Origin of the sequence: Microbacterium sp. NPDC087591 (assembly GCF_044743625.1) — a bacterium.
GTDB lineage: Bacteria > Actinomycetota > Actinomycetes > Actinomycetales > Microbacteriaceae > Microbacterium.
Map to the genome: position 1 here is coordinate 2,145,226 of NZ_JBIUWU010000001.1, position 18,203 is coordinate 2,163,428.

General features: G+C 70.1%; 12 protein-coding genes. 9 read left to right on the forward strand and 3 right to left on the reverse strand.

The window, feature by feature from the left end; all coding sequences use genetic code 11:
- Positions 1-141 precede the first annotated feature (141 nt).
- From ACIOVG_RS10135 to ACIOVG_RS10160, 6 genes are all read left to right on the forward strand, one after another.
- A complete protein-coding gene (locus ACIOVG_RS10135; RefSeq protein ID WP_400872399.1) occupies positions 142-1,110 on the forward strand; it encodes a fumarylacetoacetate hydrolase family protein in 969 nt (322 codons plus the stop codon).
- Positions 1,111-1,189: 79 nt separating this feature from the next.
- A complete protein-coding gene (locus ACIOVG_RS10140; RefSeq protein ID WP_400872402.1) occupies positions 1,190-2,194 on the forward strand; it encodes a LacI family DNA-binding transcriptional regulator in 1,005 nt (334 codons plus the stop codon).
- Between the two features lie 232 nt (positions 2,195-2,426).
- A complete protein-coding gene (locus ACIOVG_RS10145) occupies positions 2,427-3,146 on the forward strand; it encodes an L-ribulose-5-phosphate 4-epimerase (protein WP_400872404.1) in 720 nt (239 codons plus the stop codon).
- Positions 3,143-4,744 (forward strand): xylulokinase, encoded by a 1,602-nt coding sequence (locus ACIOVG_RS10150; RefSeq protein ID WP_400872407.1) that lies wholly within the window; start codon positions 3,143-3,145, stop codon positions 4,742-4,744. The genes ACIOVG_RS10145 and ACIOVG_RS10150 overlap by 4 nt, the downstream gene beginning before the upstream one ends.
- Positions 4,745-4,773: 29 nt before the next feature.
- Positions 4,774-6,288, forward strand: coding sequence for an L-arabinose isomerase (gene araA / locus ACIOVG_RS10155; RefSeq protein WP_400872410.1), 1,515 nt, complete (start codon positions 4,774-4,776; stop codon positions 6,286-6,288).
- Between the two features lie 52 nt (positions 6,289-6,340).
- On the forward strand, positions 6,341-7,255 hold the full coding sequence (locus ACIOVG_RS10160; protein ID WP_400872412.1) for an aldose 1-epimerase family protein: 915 nt from the start codon (positions 6,341-6,343) through the stop codon (positions 7,253-7,255).
- Between the two features lie 133 nt (positions 7,256-7,388).
- Here the strand turns inward: ACIOVG_RS10160 and xylB are convergent, their stop codons facing one another.
- Both xylB and xylA read right to left on the reverse strand, forming a co-directional pair.
- The gene (gene xylB, locus ACIOVG_RS10165; RefSeq protein WP_400872414.1) at positions 7,389-8,696 is read right to left on the reverse strand and encodes a xylulokinase; all 1,308 of its coding nucleotides are present in this window, start codon (positions 8,694-8,696) and stop codon (positions 7,389-7,391) included.
- Positions 8,697-8,704: 8 nt separating this feature from the next.
- The gene (gene xylA / locus ACIOVG_RS10170; protein WP_400872416.1) at positions 8,705-9,895 is read right to left on the reverse strand and encodes a xylose isomerase; all 1,191 of its coding nucleotides are present in this window, start codon (positions 9,893-9,895) and stop codon (positions 8,705-8,707) included.
- A gap of 124 nt (positions 9,896-10,019) precedes the next feature.
- Here xylA and ACIOVG_RS10175 point away from each other — a divergent pair, with 124 nt between their 5' ends.
- Positions 10,020-11,183 carry an ROK family protein gene (locus tag ACIOVG_RS10175; RefSeq protein WP_400872419.1) on the forward strand — a complete coding sequence of 388 codons (1,164 nt, stop codon included), beginning with the start codon at positions 10,020-10,022 and terminating at the stop codon, positions 11,181-11,183.
- 6 nt (positions 11,184-11,189) lie between these two features.
- On the opposite strand, the gene ACIOVG_RS10180 is transcribed toward ACIOVG_RS10175, so the two are convergent.
- Positions 11,190-11,774: an antibiotic biosynthesis monooxygenase gene (locus ACIOVG_RS10180; protein WP_400872422.1), complete on the reverse strand. Its 585-nt coding sequence runs from the start codon at positions 11,772-11,774 to the stop codon at positions 11,190-11,192.
- A gap of 229 nt (positions 11,775-12,003) precedes the next feature.
- Here ACIOVG_RS10180 and ACIOVG_RS10185 point away from each other — a divergent pair, with 229 nt between their 5' ends.
- Both ACIOVG_RS10185 and ACIOVG_RS10190 read left to right on the forward strand, forming a co-directional pair.
- Entirely contained in the window at positions 12,004-16,371 is a 4,368-nt protein-coding gene (locus ACIOVG_RS10185) for an isopeptide-forming domain-containing fimbrial protein (protein ID WP_400872425.1), read from the forward strand.
- A gap of 107 nt (positions 16,372-16,478) precedes the next feature.
- Complete coding sequence (locus ACIOVG_RS10190) at positions 16,479-18,074, forward strand: SpaH/EbpB family LPXTG-anchored major pilin (protein ID WP_400872428.1); 1,596 nt, start codon at positions 16,479-16,481, stop codon at positions 18,072-18,074.
- Positions 18,075-18,203 lie beyond the last annotated feature (129 nt).

The following is an 18,203-nucleotide window of genomic DNA, read 5'->3' on the forward strand; positions in this document are numbered from 1 at the left end:
GTTCTCGTGGGGCGAATCTTCGACCCTGCGACAGCTGGCCCTTGCGTCGTCGGGGTGCATCGAGGCCGGGTCGCGGACCTGAGCGCTCATGTGCATACCGTGTCGCAGCTCCTCGAACGACCGGACGCGGCGGAAATCGTGGTGTCAGCTTGCGCGGGATCCGACTGGGACGCGGACCTGCTGGTGCGCGCGTCGCGCTCGGACGATCAGGAGGGCGCGCGACTCCTCGCGCCGATCGATCTCCAGGTGATCAAGGCGTGCGGGGTGACCTTCGCCGGGAGTCTGGTCGAGCGCCTGATCGAGGAGCAGACCCGGGGTGACGCCGCACGCTCGGATGAGGTTCGTGAGGCGCTGCTGGCGGCGATCGGGCCCGATGCGCTCACGGTGCGACCGGGGAGCGCCGATGCGCAGCGCGTCAAATCCCTGCTCGTAGGGCGCGGCCTGTGGTCGCAGTATCTGGAGGTCGGCATCGGTCCCGATCCGGAGGTCTTCACGAAAGGCCCCGTGCTCTCTGCTGTCGGGTTCGGTCAACCGATCGGGGTGCCGCAGTTCTCTGACTGGAGCAACCCCGAACCGGAGCTGGTGCTCATCGTGGATTCTTCGGGAACTCCGCGGGGCGCCACGCTGGGGAACGACGTCAATCTGCGCGATGTCGAGGGGCGGAGCGCGTTGCTCCTGGGGGTCGCGAAAGACAACAACGGATCCACCGCGATAGGTCCATTCGTGCGACTGTTCGAAGGTGATTTCACGATCGATTCGCTGAGGGAGGAAGTCATCCATCTCGCGATTCACGGCGATGATGGATTCTCCCTCACGGACACCAGCAACATGGGGCAGATCAGTCGTTCCTTCGAGGAGCTCGTGCGCGCGGTGCACGGAGCGCACCACCAGTACCCCGATGGCTTCGCGCTGTTCACGGGAACGCTGTTCACGCCCACGGTTGATCGTGGACGCAAGGGGGAGGGGTTCACGCACAGGCTCGGTGACCTCGTCGAGATCAGCAGTCCTCACCTGGGGACTCTGTCCAACGTCGTCGGTCGGTCCGAGGAGATTCCCCGCTGGGAGTTCGGCATCGGCGCCCTGATGGAGCATCTGGGTTCCGTGCGGTGACGCGCCGGCTCCGTCCGTCCTCTCTGCGACGGGCGGAGCTGCGCCGTCGGCTCGTCTCGCACGCCGTACACTCATCGGCGTGAGTGACACGAGCAGCGAGCCCCGCCGAACCGTCGGCGTGCGTGACGTCGCCGCCCGTGCCGGGGTCTCCCGACAGACCGTGTCGCGGGTGCTGAACGACCACCCCGATGTCGCTCCCGAGACTCTGGAGCGCGTCCGCGCGGCCATGGCGGAGCTCGGCTACCGCATGAACAACGCGGCCCGTGCGCTGGGCACCCGCCGTTCCCGCACGCTCGGTGTGCTCGCCTCTGACGCGCTGCAGTACGGGCCTTCGCGCAGCATCGCCGCCCTCGAGGCCTCGGCGCGTGATGCGGGGTACTGGGTCAGCGCCGCGTTCGCTGATGCCGGGGATGCCGCGGCTGTCGTCGCCGCCGTCGACCACCTGGTCGCGCAGGGTGTCGAGGGCATCGTGGTGGTGGCTCCGCATGCCCGGACCCTGGCCGCGCTCGACGACCTGCGCATCGACGTGCCGGTGATCACGCTGCATTCCGCGGGGCGTGGTGCCCCTGGATTGTCGGTCGATCAGGCCGCCGGCGCCCGCCTGGCCGTCGCCGCTCTGGCCGACGCCGGCCACACGCGCATCGCGCACCTCGCCGGTCCTGCCGACTGGCTCGAGGCCGAGTCGCGGGCGGAGGGCTTCGCGGCCGAGCTCGCGGCTCGCGGCCTGGACGCCGGGCCCGTGATCGAGGGTGACTGGTCGGCGGGGTCGGGATATGCGGCCGTCGCCGCGGTGCGGGAGTCCGGCGCCACGGCGGTGTTCGCGGCGAACGACCAGATGGCGCTGGGGTTGCTCGGCGGACTCCACGAGGCCGGGCTCGCGGTACCCGGCGACGTCAGCGTGGTCGGGTTCGACGACATCCCGGATGCGGCGTACTACTGGCCGCAGCTCACCACGGTGCGGCAGGACTTCGACGAGCTCGCGCGCCGGGCCGTGGCCGCCGCGATCGGCGGTGCCGCGACCGAGACTCTGGCCCCGGTCGCGCCCGAGCTGATCACGCGCGCCTCGGTGGCTCCGCCCCGCTAGCGACGGCTGCCCCGGCTGTCGTCCATAACTCCTCAATTAATCGCGGAGGACCACACCGCGGCGGAGCGGCGGCCCGCAATGACGCGAGCGAGGCGGATTGTGTGTTGCGAATCTGCGGAGTTGTGAACACGCCGCCTCTGCCCGAGTGCGTGCTTGACGCACCCGAGGCCCCCGTGACACACTTCTGTGACCGGTCACAGTGACCGGGCGCGAACCCCCCCCAGAGGTACCTGTGAGCAACGACGCCCCCACGTTCGATCCCATCGTCGAGAGCGCGATCGCCACTGTCCGCGCCGACGTCGCCCGGCTGCACGGCGAACTCGTGCGCTACGGCCTCATCGTCTGGACCGGCGGCAACGTCTCGGGCCGCGTGCCCGGAGCCGACCTCTTCGTGATCAAGCCGTCCGGCGTCTCCTACGACGACCTCACGCCCGAGAACATGATCCTGTGCGACCTCGACGGCGCCGTGATCCCCGGCACTCCCGGCAGCGACCGCTCGCCCTCCAGCGACACCGCGGCGCACGCCTACGTCTACCGGAACATGCCGGAGGTCGGCGGGGTCGTGCACACGCACTCGACCTATGCGGTGGCCTGGGCGGCACGCGGCGAGGAGATCCCCTGCGTGATCACGGCCATGGCGGACGAGTTCGGCGGACCGGTGCCGATCGGCCCCTTCGCGATCATCGGCGACGACTCGATCGGACGCGGCATCGTCGAGACGCTCCGCGGTCACCGCTCGCGCGCCGTCCTGATGCAGAACCACGGCCCGTTCACGATCGGCGCGGATGCCAAGGATGCCGTGAAGGCCGCGGTCATGGTCGAGGACGTCGCCCGCACCGTGCACATCGCCCGCGAGGCCGGTCCGCTGATCCCGATCCCGCAGGAGGCGATCGACCGCCTGTACGACCGGTACCAGAACGTGTACGGCCAGAGCGCGGACGCCCGCCGATGACCCTTCGACAGGGCTCAGGGGCCCGCGACGACATCGCCGCCGGCCGCACGAGCCTCGGCATCGAGCTGGGCTCCACCCGCATCAAGGCCTGCCTGATCGGCCCCGACGCGACCGAGGTGCTCGCGACCGGCTCCTCGGCCTGGGAGAACCGCCTCGAGGACGGACTCTGGACCTACACCCTCGACGAGGTGTGGGCGGGACTGCAGGCGGCCTACGCTGCCCTCGTCGCCGACGCGGAGGCGCAGCACGGCATCCGCCCTGACACCTTCGGGGCCATCGGCATCTCGGCGATGATGCACGGCTACCTCGCGTTCGACGCGGAGGGCGAACTGCTCGTGCCCTTCCGCACGTGGCGCAACACGAACACCGGCGTCGCGGCGGCGGAGCTCAGCGAGACCCTCGGCGTGAACATCCCGCTGCGCTGGTCGATCGCGCACCTGCACCAGGCCGTGCTCGACGCCGAGCCGCACGTGCCCCAGCTCGACTTCGTCACCACCCTCGCCGGCTACGTGCACACGCAGCTCACCGGCGAACGGGTGCTCGGGGTCGGCGATGCGTCCGGTATGTTCCCGATCGACTCGGCGACCACCGACTACGACGCCGGGATGCTCGAGGCCTACGCCGCACTCGTGGGCGACCGCCTGCCCGCGCCGCTGACCGCGCTGTTCCCGACCGTGAAGCCGGCGGGAGCGGATGCCGGCACTCTCACGGCTGCCGGCGCCGCGCTGCTCGATCCCACCGGCGCGCTGCGCAGCGGCATCCCGCTCTGCCCGCCGGAGGGCGACGCAGGAACGGGCATGGTGGCGACCAACGCCGTCGCACCGCGCACCGGCAACGTGAGCGCGGGGACGAGCATCTTCGCGATGGTGGTGCTGGAACGACCGCTGTCCGAGGCGCATGAAGAGCTCGACCTCGTCACGACGCCGGCGGGCGATGCCGTCGCCATGGTGCACTGCAACAACGGGGCCAGCGAGCTCGCGGCGTGGGCGGGACTCTTCACGCGCTTCTCCGCGGCCGCCGGTCAGCCGCTCGACGACGACGCGGTGTTCGACGTGCTGTTCCGCGAAGCCCTCGCGGGCGAGACGGATGCGGGCGGACTGCTCGCGTACAACCATCTGGCGGGCGAGCCCATCGCCGGGCTCACGGCAGGGCGACCGCTGTTCGTGCGTACGCCGGACAGCGACTTCAGCCTGGCCAACTTCGTCCGCGCGCAGCTGTACGGCGTGTTCGGCACGCTCGCGCTCGGCATGCAGACCCTGACAGACGAGGGCGTCGGGCTGGACCGGATGTTCGCGCACGGAGGCATGTTCCGCACCGCGGGCGTCGCCCAGCGCTTCCTCGCCGGTGCGCTCGCCGCCCCGGTCGCGGTCGGCGAACTCGCCTCGGAGGGTGGGGCCTGGGGCATCGCGGTGCTCGCCTCCTACCTCTCGCACTCCGACGACCTCGACCTGGGTGCGTACCTCGACGAGCACGTCTTCGCCACGGCATCCGTCTCGGTCGCCGACCCCGATCCGGCCGACGTCGCCGGCTTCGCCTCCTACCTCGATCGCTACCGGGCGGGGCTGGCCGTCGAGGCCGCCGCCGTCGCATCGCTCTGACGCTTCCGCACCACCTGAAAGGCATCACCATGGCACTCACCACCTCCCTCGACGGCTACGAGGTCTGGTTCCTGACCGGCAGCCAGCACCTCTACGGCCCCGAGACGCTCGCCCAGGTGGCGGAGCAGTCCCAGCAGATCGCCCGCCTGCTCGACGAGTCGGCCGAGGTGCCGGTGAAGATCGTCTGGAAGCCCGTGCTGACGGATGCCGCCGCCATCAAGCGCACTGCGCTGGAGGCCAACGCCGACGACCGCGTGATCGGGCTCGTGGCGTGGATGCACACCTTCAGCCCCGCGAAGATGTGGATCGCCGGGCTCGACGCGCTGCAGAAGCCGCTCGCGCACCTGCACACGCAGGCGAACGTCGAGCTGCCCTGGGCCGACATCGACTTCGACTTCATGAACCTGAACCAGGCCGCGCACGGCGACCGCGAGTTCGGGTACATCCAGACCCGGCTCGGTGTGCCGCGCAAGACCATCGTCGGCCACGCGTCCGACCCGCGTCTGCGCCGCGAGCTCGGCACCTGGCAGCGTGCGGCGGCCGGCCTCGCGGCATCGCGTGACCTCAAGCTCGCCCGCTTCGGCGACAACATGCGCTTCGTCGCGGTCACCGAGGGCGACAAGACCGAGGCCGAGCTGCGATTCGGCGTGCAGGTCAACACCTGGGGGGTGAACGAGCTGGCGGAGGCCGTGGCCGCGGCATCCGACTCGGCGATCGACGCCCTGGTCGCCGAGTACGAGGAGCTGTACGAGGTCGCACCCGAACTGCGCCGCGGAGGCGAGCGGCACTCCTCGCTGCGTGACGGCGCCGCGATCGAGGTCGGACTGCGCTCCTTCTTGGAGGAGGGCGGCTTCGGCGCCTTCACGACGTCGTTCGAAGACCTGGGTGCGCTGAAGCAGCTGCCCGGTCTCGCGGTGCAGCGGCTCATGGCCGAGGGCTACGGCTTCGGCGCCGAAGGCGACTGGAAGACCGCCGTGCTCGTGCGCATCGCGAACGTCATGGGCGCAGGTCTCCCCGGTGGCGCGAGCCTCATGGAGGACTACACCTACGACATGACCCCGGGTGACGAGCTGATCCTGGGGGCGCACATGCTCGAGGTCTCGCCGTCGCTGACTACCGCGAAGCCCACGCTCGAGATCCACCCGCTCGGCATCGGCGGCAAGGACGACCCGGTGCGCCTGGTGTTCACGGCCGACCCCGGCCCCGCCGTCGTGGTCGCGCTCAGCGACATGCGCGACCGTTTCCGCCTCACCGCGAACGTGGTCGAGAACGTGCCGCCGCGGGCCTCCCTGCCCAAGCTCCCGGTCGGCCGCGCGGTGTGGAAGCCGCAGCCGGACTTCACCACCAGTGCCGCCGCCTGGCTCACCGCGGGTGCCGCCCACCACACCGTCATGTCGACCGCGGTCGGCATCGAGGCGTTCCGCGATTTCGCCGAGATGGCCGAGGTCGAGCTGCTGGTGATCGACGACAGCACCACCCTGCCGGAGTTCCAGAAGCAGGTCCGCTGGAACCAGGCGTACTACCGCCTGGCGCAGGGACTCTGATGGCGACGTCCCGACTGAGCGCTCGGTCCCTGAGCCTGTCGAAGGGCCTCTGATGGCTCCGCGCTCCGGACGCCAGCTGCGCATCACCGGCCACGGCTACGAGGCGGATATCGCGAGCGTCGGAGCAACACTGCGGGCGCTCACGTTCGACGGGCGCGACCTGGTCGTGCCGTTCGACGCGGATGAGGTGCGACCGGCCTACCGCGGCGTGACACTCGCGCCGTGGCCCAACCGCATCGTCGACGGCCGCTATCGCTTCGCCGGGGTCGAGCACCAGCTGGCCCTCACCGAGCCCGCACGCGCTCAGGCGCTGCACGGACTCCTCGCGTGGGCCGAGTTCGAGGACCGTCTCGTGCTCGACGACCGCGTCGCGCTCGCGGCCGTGATCGAGCCGCAGATCGGGTACCCGTTCCGCGTCGAGGTCGAGGTCGAGTACCGTCTGGAGGCCGACGGACTGCGACAGACCGTGACGGCCCGCAACATCGGTGCGGATGCCGCGCCCTGGGGCACCGGACCGCATCCGTACCTGGTCGCCGGTGCCGGACGCGTCGACGACTGGACGCTCACGCTCCCGGCATCCGAGGTGCTGACCGTGACTCCGGACCGGCTGAGCCCGGTGGCGGTGGAACCGGTGACGGAGCATCCGGAGTGGGACTTCCGCGAGGCGCGGCCGATCGGAGACGTGTTCATCGACCACGCCTTCACCGAGCTCGCGCGCACGGACGGCATCGCCGAGGTGCATCTGGTGACGGATGCCGGCACCGGGGTCGGACTGGCGTGGGACGAGGGATGCCCGTGGGTGCAGGTGCACACCGCCGACACCCCCGCGGTTCCGGCGACGCACCGCATCGGGCTCGCGGTCGAGCCGATGACGTGTCCGCCCGACGCCTTCAACTCCGGCGTCGACCTGGTGACCCTGGATCCCGGCGGGACGCACGCCGCGTCCTGGCGCATCTTCGCCGTCTAGCTGCGGAGGCCGGGGATCCTGGTCCCCGGCCTCCGCGCCATCTGCAGGACGTTTCGCGATCTGCAGGAGGACTCGCCGACGGATGCTCCTGCATCCGGCCGATCTTCCTGCAGGTCGCGCGCCCGCGCCCCCGCTACCGCAGCAGCCCGGCGGCCTGGCGGGCGGCGCCGAGCGCGACGTACTCGTCGGCCGGGGGGACCTCCACCGGGAGGCCGAACACCTCCGGTGCGAGCGCCCGCACCGCGGCGGACTGCGCACCGCCGCCGATCAGCAGCGCGCGCCGCAGTGGCACCCCGGCCTCGCGCAGCGCGTCGAGACCGGCACCGAGTCCGGACAGCATCCCCTCCACCGCGGCGCGCGCGAGGTTCTCGCGCGTCGTCGAGGCGAGGGTCATGCCGCTGAGCGTGGCGGTCGCATCCGGCAGATTCGGTGTCCGCTCACCCTCGAAGTAGGGGACGAGGGTGAGCCCGGTCGCACCCGCCGGGGCTGCCAGTGCGAGACGGCTCAGCTCGTCGTGGTCGACGCCGAGCAGCGCCGCGGTGACGTCGAGCACCCGTGCCGCGTTGAGCGTGCACACCAGCGGCAGGAAGTGACCGTCGGCCGAGGCGAAGCCGGCGATGATCCCGGACGGGTCGGCCGACGGATGCTCGCTCAGGGCGAAGACCGTGCCACTGGTGCCGATCGACACCACCACATCGCCGGGACCGGCGCCGAGCCCGAATGCGGCGGCGGCGTTGTCACCGGCGCCGGGGCCGACGCGCCGGCCGTCCGCATCCTGCACCTGCTCCTGCGCGCCGAGCACGCGCGGCAGCACCGCGTCGTGACCCAGTGCGGCGACCAGCAGCGCCCGGTCGTACTCGCCGGTGGCCGGGTTCCAGTACCCCGTGCCCGAGGCGTCCGAGCGGTCGGTGACGAGCTCCTCCAGCACCGGGCCGAGGGGCGCCGCCTCCGCACCGACGGGCCCGTATCCGCGCAGGCGCCAGGTGAGCCAGTCGTGCGGCAGGGCGACGGCCGCGACCCGCGCCGCGTTCTCGGGCTCGTTGTCGCGCAGCCAGCGCAGCTTCGAGATCGTGAAGGATGCCACCGGCACGACACCGGTGCGGGTGACCAGCTCCTGCGCGCCGAACTCGGCCACGAGGTCGGTCGCAGCGTCAGCGGAGCGGGTGTCGTTCCACAGCAGCGCGTCGCGGATGACGGCGCCTGCGGCATCGAGCGCCACCATCCCGTGCTGCTGTCCGCCGATGGCCCAGGCATCGACGCCGTCGAGTCCTCCGGCTTCGGCGATCGCGGACGAGAGCGCCGTCCACCACGCCTCGGGGTCGACCGCAGTGCCGTCCGGATGCGCCGCACGACCGGTGCGCACCACGGCGCCGGTCGCGGCATCCGTCACGACGACCTTGCAGGACTGGGTCGAGGAGTCGACCCCGAGTGCGAGTGCCATGGCCGGACTCAGCGGGCGCCGAGCAGGTGCTCGGTGGCGAGCTGCTGCAGCCGGACGAAGCCGAAGCCCTTGCCGCCGAGGTACGCGTCGGCGTCGAAGTCCTCGTAGGCGCTGCGGTCCGCGAGCAGATCGTCGTAGGACTCGCCCTCGTTCAGGGTCGAGGTCGCGAGCTCGGCGACCTTCGCCGCAGCCAGAGCCTCCTGCACCTCGGGGTCGGCGCGGAATGCCGCGGCCCGCTCCTTCAGCAGCAGGTAGGTGCGCATGTTGGCGGCGGCGGAGTCCCAGACCCCGGTCTCGTCCTCGGTGCGGCTCGGCTTGTAGTCGAAGTGACGGGGGCCGTCGTAGGCGGGGACGCCGTTCGGGCCGCCGTTCTCGAGCAGGTCGACGAGCGAGAACGCGTTGTGCAGGTCGCCGTGGCCGAACACCAGGTCCTGGTCGTACTTGATGCCGCGCTGGCCGTTGAGGTCGATGTGGAACAGCTTGCCGTGGAACAGCGCCTGCGCGATGCCGGCGGTGAAGTTGAGTCCAGCCATCTGCTCGTGCCCGACCTCGGGGTTCACGCCGACGAGCTCAGGGCGCTCGAGCGAGTCGATGAACGCGATCGCGTGGCCCAGCGTGGGCAGCAGGATGTCGCCGCGCGGCTCGTTCGGCTTCGGTTCGATGGCGAAGCGGATGTCGTAGCCCTTGTCGGTCACGTAGTCGCCGAGCAGGTTGACGGCCTCGCGGTAGCGCTCGAGAGCTGCGCGGACATCCTTCGCGGAGTCGTACTCCGCACCCTCGCGGCCGCCCCACATGACGAAGGTCTTGGCGCCGAGCTCGGCGGCGAGGTCGAGGTTGCGCAGCACCTTGCGCAGGGCGAAGCGGCGCACCTGGCGGTCGTTGGAGGTGAAGCCGCCGTCCTTGAAGACCGGAGCCGAGAAGAGGTTCGTCGTCACCATGGGCACGACCAGACCGGTGTCGGCGAGGGCGCCCTTCAGGCGATCGATCTGCGTCTGCCGTTCGGCGTCGGTGGATCCGAAGGCGAACAGGTCGTCGTCGTGGAACGTGAGTCCGTAGGCGCCCAGCTCCGACAGCTTCTCGACGGCGTGCACGACGTCGAGCGCCGGGCGGGTGGGTCCGCCGAACGGGTCGGTGCCGTTGTAGCCGATGGTCCACAGTCCGAACGAGAACTTGTCGGCGCGGGTGGGGGTGAGGCTCATGATGCTCCTTCGCATGGTGCCGCACGGCGGCTTCCCGTAAATTGTTGTGAGCAACAACATATAGCCTGAGGGTGCCGATGTCCAGCCTTCTAGACTGAGACGCCGAACCCCGACGGAGGACGATGTGACCACGGATGCTGCGCCGAAGGAGAACGGTGACGGCGTGCGCGCCCGCAACCTCGCCCGCATCCTGCGCCTGGTGCACCTGGGCGGCCCGCAGTCGCGTGCCCAGCTGACGACGGCGACCGGGCTGAACAGGTCGACGGTCGCTGATCTGGTCGGCGAGCTGGTCGGCGACGGCTGGGTGGTGGAGCGCGACCCCGACCCCGTCGGCCGGGTCGGTCGCCCCTCGCCCGTCGTGGAGGTGTCGTCGCAGACGGTCGTGATCGCGGTGAACCCCGAGGTCGACGCGGTCGAGATCGCCGCGGTGGACCTCGCGCGGGGGATCGCGGCGCGCGAACGGATCGAGTCCGCCGCGCTGCTGAGCGCGTCGGCGACCGCTGATCTCATCACGGAGGTGATCGCGCGCTGGCGTGGGGGAGCTCTGCGCGGCTTCCGCCTCGTCGGCATCGGCATCGCGGTGCCGGGTCTGGTGCGCGCAGCCGACGGCCTGGTACGCAACGCCCCGCACCTCGACTGGGTCGACGCGCCACTGCGCGATCTGGTCGCCGCACGCACCGGGCTGCCGGTCGCGGTGGGCAACGACGCGAGCCTCGGCGCCCTCGCCGAGCATCTGTTCGGCGCAGCGGAGGGCGCGGACGACGTCGTGTATCTGAACGGCGGGCCCTCGGGCATCGGCGGCGGGATCATCGTGCACGGGCTGCCGGTCGGGGGAGTCGGGGGTTACGCCGGCGAGTTCGGGCAGAACCGCGTGCGCGCCGCCGGAGCGGATGCAGGCACTCCCGTGGTCCTCGAGGATGCCGTCAGCCGCGCGCGGCTGCTCGCGGTGCTCGGGCTCCCGGCGGCGGATGACCCCACGCTCGCCGAGGCGCTGGCCGCGGCATCCGGATGCCCTGGCCACGCGCAGGACGAATGCCGCCGCCAGCGCGCGGTGCTCGCCCAGGCGATCGCGGATGCCGTGAACATCCTCAACCCCTCCGTGGTCGTGCTCGGCGGCTTCCTGGCGATGCTGGTCGAGAGCGACCCCGAGGGGTTCGCGGCCGCCGTCGCGACCGGCGCCATGGCCGAGAACGTCGAGGGACTGCGCATCCTCTCGGCATCCCTCGCCGCCGATCGGCTGCTGCTGGGCGCGGCCGAGCTCGCGTTCACCTCGGTCGGCGTGATCTGAACCCGGTCAGCGGGCGAGCCACGAGCGCAGGGTGCGGGTGACCCAGGGCAGCACCCAGTAGGTCATGATCGGGGTGAGCACCAGGGTGGTGCACAGCACGCGGAGCCAGATCGGCAGCGCGTCCCACCCCGGCACCGGGCTCATCGCGTAGGTGAAGGCGAGGTTCACCGGGAAGAACCCCAGCCAGATGGTGACGGCCTGCTTCCAGCGCGGCGGGGTGTTCACGACGGCGACGGTCGACGTCCCCTCCGCGGCGGGCAGCGTGATCGTGCCGGTAGCGGGCTCGTCGAACCACCCTTCGATGCCGCTGCGGCGCCGCGATCGCTCGCTGCGGATGAAGCCCTCGCCCATCGACAGCCACCACGCGCGCTCGTCCGACCGCTCCCAGGCGACGAGGGTGTCCTCGTTGGCGAAGCGGTACAGCATGTGCCACACCTGCGAGTCCTCGCCCGCGCGCACCCACCCGGAGCCGAGGAACCCCGGGTACTTGTGCGCCATGTTCACGCCGGTCTGCACCCACGCGGTCGCCTCGGCGATGCGTTCGGGATCGACCTCGCGGCGGATGGAGACGGTGATGGGTTCGCTGGACATGGCGGGTCCTCGCAGGAGTGAGGCGGGCCGGATCGCGGCGCCGAACGGAGCTGCGCCAGGGGTGCGGCGCGAGATCGATTCTACGTTCCCCAAATGTGGGGGGATTCGCGGCCAGCTGTCCCCCAGTGCTGGGGGAATCCCCGGCTATTCGGTGATGACGGAGACGTTCTGTCATCTCCTTTCAAGGGGGCGATATATCCGCCAGCCACGGATAGGGAGAAAGACCGAGATGCGAACACAGACACAGGGGATGCTCGAGCGAGCCGCGCGGCCAGGCGGTCGCGTCGGGAGAATGCTGCTCGCCATGCTGGCCATCGTCGCGCTCGGACTCGGACTGCAGACTCCCGTCATGGCCAGCGCGGATGCCACGTCGGTCCCGTCGATCTCGATCACACCGCTCACGCCGGCCAGCCAGCCCTCGGGCACGGCGTTCGGGTACCGCGTGTCATACACCTGCAGCAACGTCAACGCGTCTCCGTGCGCCGAGAGCCCGACCGTGACGATCCCGCTCGGAGCAGCGGCGAACCCCGCGTGGACGGTCAAGGTCGGAGCGAACCCCCTCATCACGTCGTGGACGGTCACCGGGGGCAACCTGGTCATCAGGCTGGCGGACCTCACCGAGGGCGTCGCGGGCACCATCGGCATCACGATCACGCCCCCGAACCACACGACGCCGAACGGCACGAGCTGGACACTCGTGCCGACGATGACGTTCACCGACGGCACCCCGACCGTGTCGGCCCCTGGGGTGACCTCGACCGCGACGGCGATCCCTTCGATCCAGGTGCAGAAGTTCGTCGAGCAGACGTTCTACAAGCCGGGCGACACCGTGAAGTACACCCTGTGGTGGACCTGCCCGCGCAGCAATCTCGGCACCCTCGGTGATGAGAACCTCGCGAGCCTGCGACTGGTCGACACGCTGCCCGCGGGCCTGACGTACCTGTCCAGCTCCCCGTCCGCAACGGTCGCGGGCCAGACGCTCACCTTCGATCTCACCGCGGCGCAGCTGGGCTCCAGCTGCTCGGCCGGAGCCGGAACGGCCGTCTCCGTGACCGTGAATGCGCGGGTCAACGCCAATGTCGCCGACAACACCGTGCTGCGCAACGTCGTCAACGGCACCGGGACGTCGATCAGCGGCGCCCCGGTCACGTCGTCGGACGAGGTCTCCGTCACCGTCGTGTCGACGCTCCCCGGCGCGACCGTCACCAAGCGAGGCTACGGCCCTCTCCTCAACACGGTGGGCGACAGCGGCACCTACGACCTCAACCTGAACGGCTACACCTCGGCCACGTACCCAGGGCCGTGGCTCGGTCGCGGCGACGCGAACGTCTCCACCGCCACGATCTACAACAGCGCTGCGCCCTCTTTTCGCATCGAGGCGCTCTACGCGCTCGACGTGCTGATGCCCGGCCCCGGCCTGCAATCCGAGGTCGTCGACCCGGTGCCGTGTACGACGAACGTGAGCGGTACGTCGTACTCCAGCAATGCTCCGGGCACCGTGTGCACGGATCCCGCCTTCCATCCGACCATGGTCACGATCTGGGCGCGTACGACGGAGAATCCGCAGAACGTCGGCATCCCCTCCGCTTTCGCTCCGCAGGCGCGCCTCACCGACGGCTCGATCGTCACCCTGACAGCCGGACCCATCCCGTCAGGAGCGGTGACGCTCGCGAGCGGACCCGACTACCGCAGCTACTTCGTGCCCGCCTCGGCGATCGGCCGCGTGGCGGAGATCATCCTGCCGCGCACGACCGGCATGACCAACACACGCATGAACGTGGTGATCGGCGGCTATGCCGACTCGCGTCGAGTCGCGGGCGACATCCTCCGCAACCAGGCGGCGATCAGCTCCTACGCCGTGGGCGCGACGACGCCCTACGCGACGGGGACCTCGTCCGTCGGCCGGATCTTCATCCTGGACGGGCCGCAGATCGGCGTGACTAAATACTGGTACGCCGCAGGGTCGGAGTTCCGAGTGAACAGCGAGGTCATGCTGAAGGGGCCGACGACCGGCGATCTGACCTTCGTCGATCGCTTCCCCGCCGGCGTCTCGTTCACCGGTCCCGCTGTTCTCGACGCATATCGCTATGGCGCCGGAGCCTGGAGCTTCAACATCCCGACGACGACGACCGTGACGGCCGACCCAGTGACCGGAGAGACCATCGTCACCGTGGTGGTCAAAGCCGCGACCGTGAACAGCCTGTTGCCGGCCTCGAAGGGTGAGCGCATCCGCTTCGAGCTCCACCTCCCGTCGAAGGTGCAGTTCCCGGGCAACTACGTGAACAGGGCGACCGTCAACCTCTCCGATCCGCAGGTGAACAACTCGATCTGCACACAGGGCACGAAGGTGGCGGGCACGACGGGGGCTGGACACCAGTGCGCCTCGTCGACGTCCTTCACCGTCAATCCCGACCCGACGTCGGACGCGGTCCGTCTGACGAAGACGGTACGAGGAAGCCTCGATACCGCGTTCAAGAGCTTCCCGGCGATCGGCTATGTCGCATCGGCGGGGGGAAACGCGACCTACCGTCTGAACTGGACGAACAAGAGCCAGCAGAACGTCGGCAACGTCGTGATGTACGACCTGCTTCCTCGGGTCGGGGACACCGGCACCGTCGCGGGAACCGTGAACCAGCAGCGCGGGAGCACGTTCCGGCCGATCCTCACCGGGCTCTCGACGCTCCCCGCAGGGGTCACGGCGTTCTACTCGACGTCGACGAACCCGTGTCGGCCCGAGGTGCTGCCGAACGCCCAGAACCCGGGCTGCGTCGACGACTGGGTCGCCATGCCTGCGTCGCCGTCGGCTGCGCTCCTGCAGACCGTGCGCGCGCTGCGCTTCGTATCCACCGCGACCTACGCGTTCGATCAGGGCCTCGCGATCGATCTGACGATGACGACGCCCGCGTTGAACAGCGCCGGTGACGTCGCGTGGAACACGGTCGCGACGGCGCAGACGAATCTGTCGAACGGACAACCGATCAAGCCGGTCGAGTCGGCGAAGGTGGGCATCGCCCGCGAGGACTTCAGCCACATCACGATCGACAAGGTCGTGGACAAGACCACGGCCAACGTCGGCGACACGCTGACCTACACCGTCACGGCCGTCAACGATGGGGGCCGCGACCTCACCGACATCACACTGCGAGACACATTGCCGGAGGGGGCGACCTTCGTCTCCGCCAGTGGGGGAGGGACGTACGCGAACGGCGTCGTGACCTGGAATCTGGCGACCATGCCACTCGGTCAACTGTTCAGCTACACCGTCACGGCGAAGGTCGCGAAGGAGGGCACCACGCTGGTGAACCGCTGGGGGGTGGACGGCCCGACCCCGGTGACCCCGCTGCATCCGTGCCCGGCGCCGAACGACGACGAGGAATCCTGTGCGACGACGACGGTCCCGTCCGTGGCGCTGACCTTCGCGAAGACCTCGGTCCCGGCGGCCGGTTCGATCGTGAAGCCCGGCGACACGGTGGCGTACACGGTCAAGGTGACCAATGCCACCGCCACCGCATCGACCGCAGGAAAGGTCACCGACGACATGTCGGACGTGCTCGACAAGGCGACGCTCGTCGCACCGCCGACCGTGACCTGCGCTCCGACCGCGAACTCGTGCGGGCAGGTCGACTACACGGCAGGAGACGACTCCTTCACGTGGTCGTCGAGCGTCGCCCGGCCGCTGGCGGCGAACACGTCCGCCACGATCACCTACACGGTGCGCGTGCGCGACGACGCCTCCGGAACGCTGCGGAACCTGCTGGTCGAACCCGACATCGCCGTCGAGCATCCGATCCTGCAGGTGGACAAGGTCGTCGACAAGGGAGCTGGTGCGCTCGTCAACCCCGGTGACGACGTGACGTACACGCTCTCGATCGCCAACACCGGCGCGGTCGCGAGCGGCTCCTTCTCGGTCTTCGACGACCTGTCCGATGTGGTCGACAACGCTACGTTCGATCCGGATTCGATCAGCATCAGCCCCGCGGTCGGGACGGCGGCCTACGACGCGGGCACGCGGCGCCTCACCTGGACAGGAGCGCTCGCCGCGGGGCAGAGCGTGCAGGTCTCGTACACCGTGACCGTCGATGACGGGGCCTTCGGAGAGCTGCGGAACGCGTTCGTGGACAAGACGGTCGTCAATCCGATCTCCGGATCCCTGCGCTGGGACAAGGTCGACGACTCCGCCGACGCGCGTCTGCTCGCGGGTGCCGAGTGGACGCTGCAAGGCCTGGACGAGAACGGGCAGCCGGCGGGCGCCACGCTGACCATCGTCGATTGCACGCAGGCTCCCTGCGGGGGGCCGGACAAGGATGCCGAGGGCGGACAGTTCCTGGTGCCTGGGCTGGTCCCCGGCGGCTACCAGCTGATCGAGACCAAAGCCCCGGTCGGCTTCGTGCGCGATGACACCCCGCGCACGGTGCTCGTGCACGGCGACACACAGGTGACCGTGCTCGACGACATCGTGAACAGCCAGCAGCCGGCACCCGTGCTCCCCTTCACCGGTGGTCTCGGCACCGAGCATCTGCTGGCCATCGGTGCCGCGCTCCTGCTCCTCACGGCAGGCCTGGCCGGTTGGCGGCGCATCCGCCGCCGCACCTCCTGACTCCGGGGCGGGTGCCTCCCACTCCCGCCCGCCTCGGACCCACCTCGGCGCGATCTCCGTCGCCCGACCACCCTCATCGCACCAGCGATGCATGAAAGGAAAGAACCATGACCGCACTCACGCACACGCGTGGCCGGCGCGCGGCCGCACTGACTGCCGCGCTCTCCCTCGGGGCGCTGAGCGTCCTCGCTACCGGCGCGGCGGCGAACGCGGCCGCGATCGATCCAGATGAGACCGGCTCGATCACCATCCACAAGTACGCCAACCCCGGCAACGGCGCGGCGAACCCCGATGGCACCGGCACGCAGCCGAACACGGATCCGATCGCCGGAGTGGTGTTCGAGTACTGCCTGGTCGACGGCATCGACCTGTTCGACGGCGGCAACGCCGGCTGGGATGCGCTGAACGCGATCACACCGGCGCAGAAGATCGCGGCGCAGACCGGATCCACCCTCGCAGGCTTCGACCTGACCGGATGCCAGACCGTGACCACGGGCGCCGACGGCACCGTGACCACGTCCACTCTGGACACCGGAGCATACTTCGTGCGGGAGATCGACGCACCGGACAACGTCGTGGCACCGGCCACGCCGTTCCTCGTCACCATCCCGACTCCCGCGGTGAACCAGGGCGTCGCCGGGGCACCCCTCGACGGCGAGTGGGTCTACGACGTGCACGTGTACCCGAAGAACACGGTCGCCGAGGGTCCGCGCAAGAACATCGTCGGTCAGGAGGAGAACGGGGCAGCCCTCGGCGCTCCGATCGACTACCAGGTGACCACGAAGATCCCGGCCCTCGGCGAAGGAGAGGTCTACGAGACCTTCTCGCTCACCGACACGCTCGACACGGCGTTGACGCCGAACACCGCACTCGACACCGTGAGCGTCGCCGTCGCGGGTGGTGCGGCCTTCGTGCAGGGCACCGACTACAGCGCGGTGTGGTCGGGGCAGACCCTGACCGTCACGTTCACCGCGGCCGGACTGGCGAAGCTGCAGGCAGGGCAGAACATCGTCGTGTCGTTCGAGGCCGCCGCGAACACCGTCGGCGAGATCAGCAACGTCGCCTACGTCAACCTCAATGGGCTCACCCTCACGCCTGGCACGCCGAACGGTCCCGGTGGGTCCCCCACCAACCAGATGACGACCCGCTGGGGCAACCTGGTGGTCGACAAGGTGAACGCCTCGGATGCGAACGACGGCCTCGCCGGTGCCGAGTTCGAGATCTACCGCGGTGAGACGGACGAAGCCGGATGCATCGCCGACATCGACGCTCTTCCCGCCGTCACCGTACCCGGCACCACGACCCCGCTCGTCGTCACCTCCGGAGCGGACGGCTCTGTGGTGTTCCCCGGCCTCTGGGTCGGCGACACCGAGCTCGAGGTCGCTGCAGACGGCACGGTCACCGATGTGAACCAGCCGGGGCACGACGTCACGCAGCGCTGCTACGTGCTCAAGGAGATCACCGCCCCCACCGGCTTCGTGCTCCCCGTGGGTGCGGCGGCGCTGACCGAGGTCATCGTCGCCGCAGGAGATAACGGCACCGCCGCGCTCCTCGACATCACCAACACGCAGCAGGGCGTTCCCACGCTGCCGTTCACGGGAGCCGACGGTCAGCTCGCGCTGACGATCGGCGGCATCGCGCTCCTCGCGATCGCCCTGGGCGGGGTGCTGATGGTTCGCCGGCGGCGGTCGATCGAATCCTGATCAGGACCGAGAGGAGTCCCCGAGCACCGGAGCGGATGGCGTCGAGCCACCGCTCCGGTCCCGGTGCGCACCGCGGAGCGGCGTCGGGTCACCGCTTCTGGGGCGTGGTGCGCGCCAGGGTGCCGGAAC

What these genes read in the sequence shown, in the direction of transcription:
- ACIOVG_RS10150 (WP_400872407.1), top strand. Translation starts at nt 3,143, where the DNA reads ATGACCCTTCGACAGGGCTCAGGGGCCCGCGACGACATCGCCGCCGGC.
- araA (WP_400872410.1), top strand. Translation starts at nt 4,774, where the DNA reads ATGGCACTCACCACCTCCCTCGACGGCTACGAGGTCTGGTTCCTGACC.
- ACIOVG_RS10160 (WP_400872412.1), top strand. Translation starts at nt 6,341, where the DNA reads ATGGCTCCGCGCTCCGGACGCCAGCTGCGCATCACCGGCCACGGCTAC.
- xylB (WP_400872414.1), bottom strand. Translation starts at nt 8,696, where the DNA reads ATGGCACTCGCACTCGGGGTCGACTCCTCGACCCAGTCCTGCAAGGTC.
- xylA (WP_400872416.1), bottom strand. Translation starts at nt 9,895, where the DNA reads ATGAGCCTCACCCCCACCCGCGCCGACAAGTTCTCGTTCGGACTGTGG.
- ACIOVG_RS10180 (WP_400872422.1), bottom strand. Translation starts at nt 11,774, where the DNA reads ATGTCCAGCGAACCCATCACCGTCTCCATCCGCCGCGAGGTCGATCCC.
- ACIOVG_RS10185 (WP_400872425.1), top strand. Translation starts at nt 12,004, where the DNA reads ATGCGAACACAGACACAGGGGATGCTCGAGCGAGCCGCGCGGCCAGGC.
- ACIOVG_RS10190 (WP_400872428.1), top strand. Translation starts at nt 16,479, where the DNA reads ATGACCGCACTCACGCACACGCGTGGCCGGCGCGCGGCCGCACTGACT.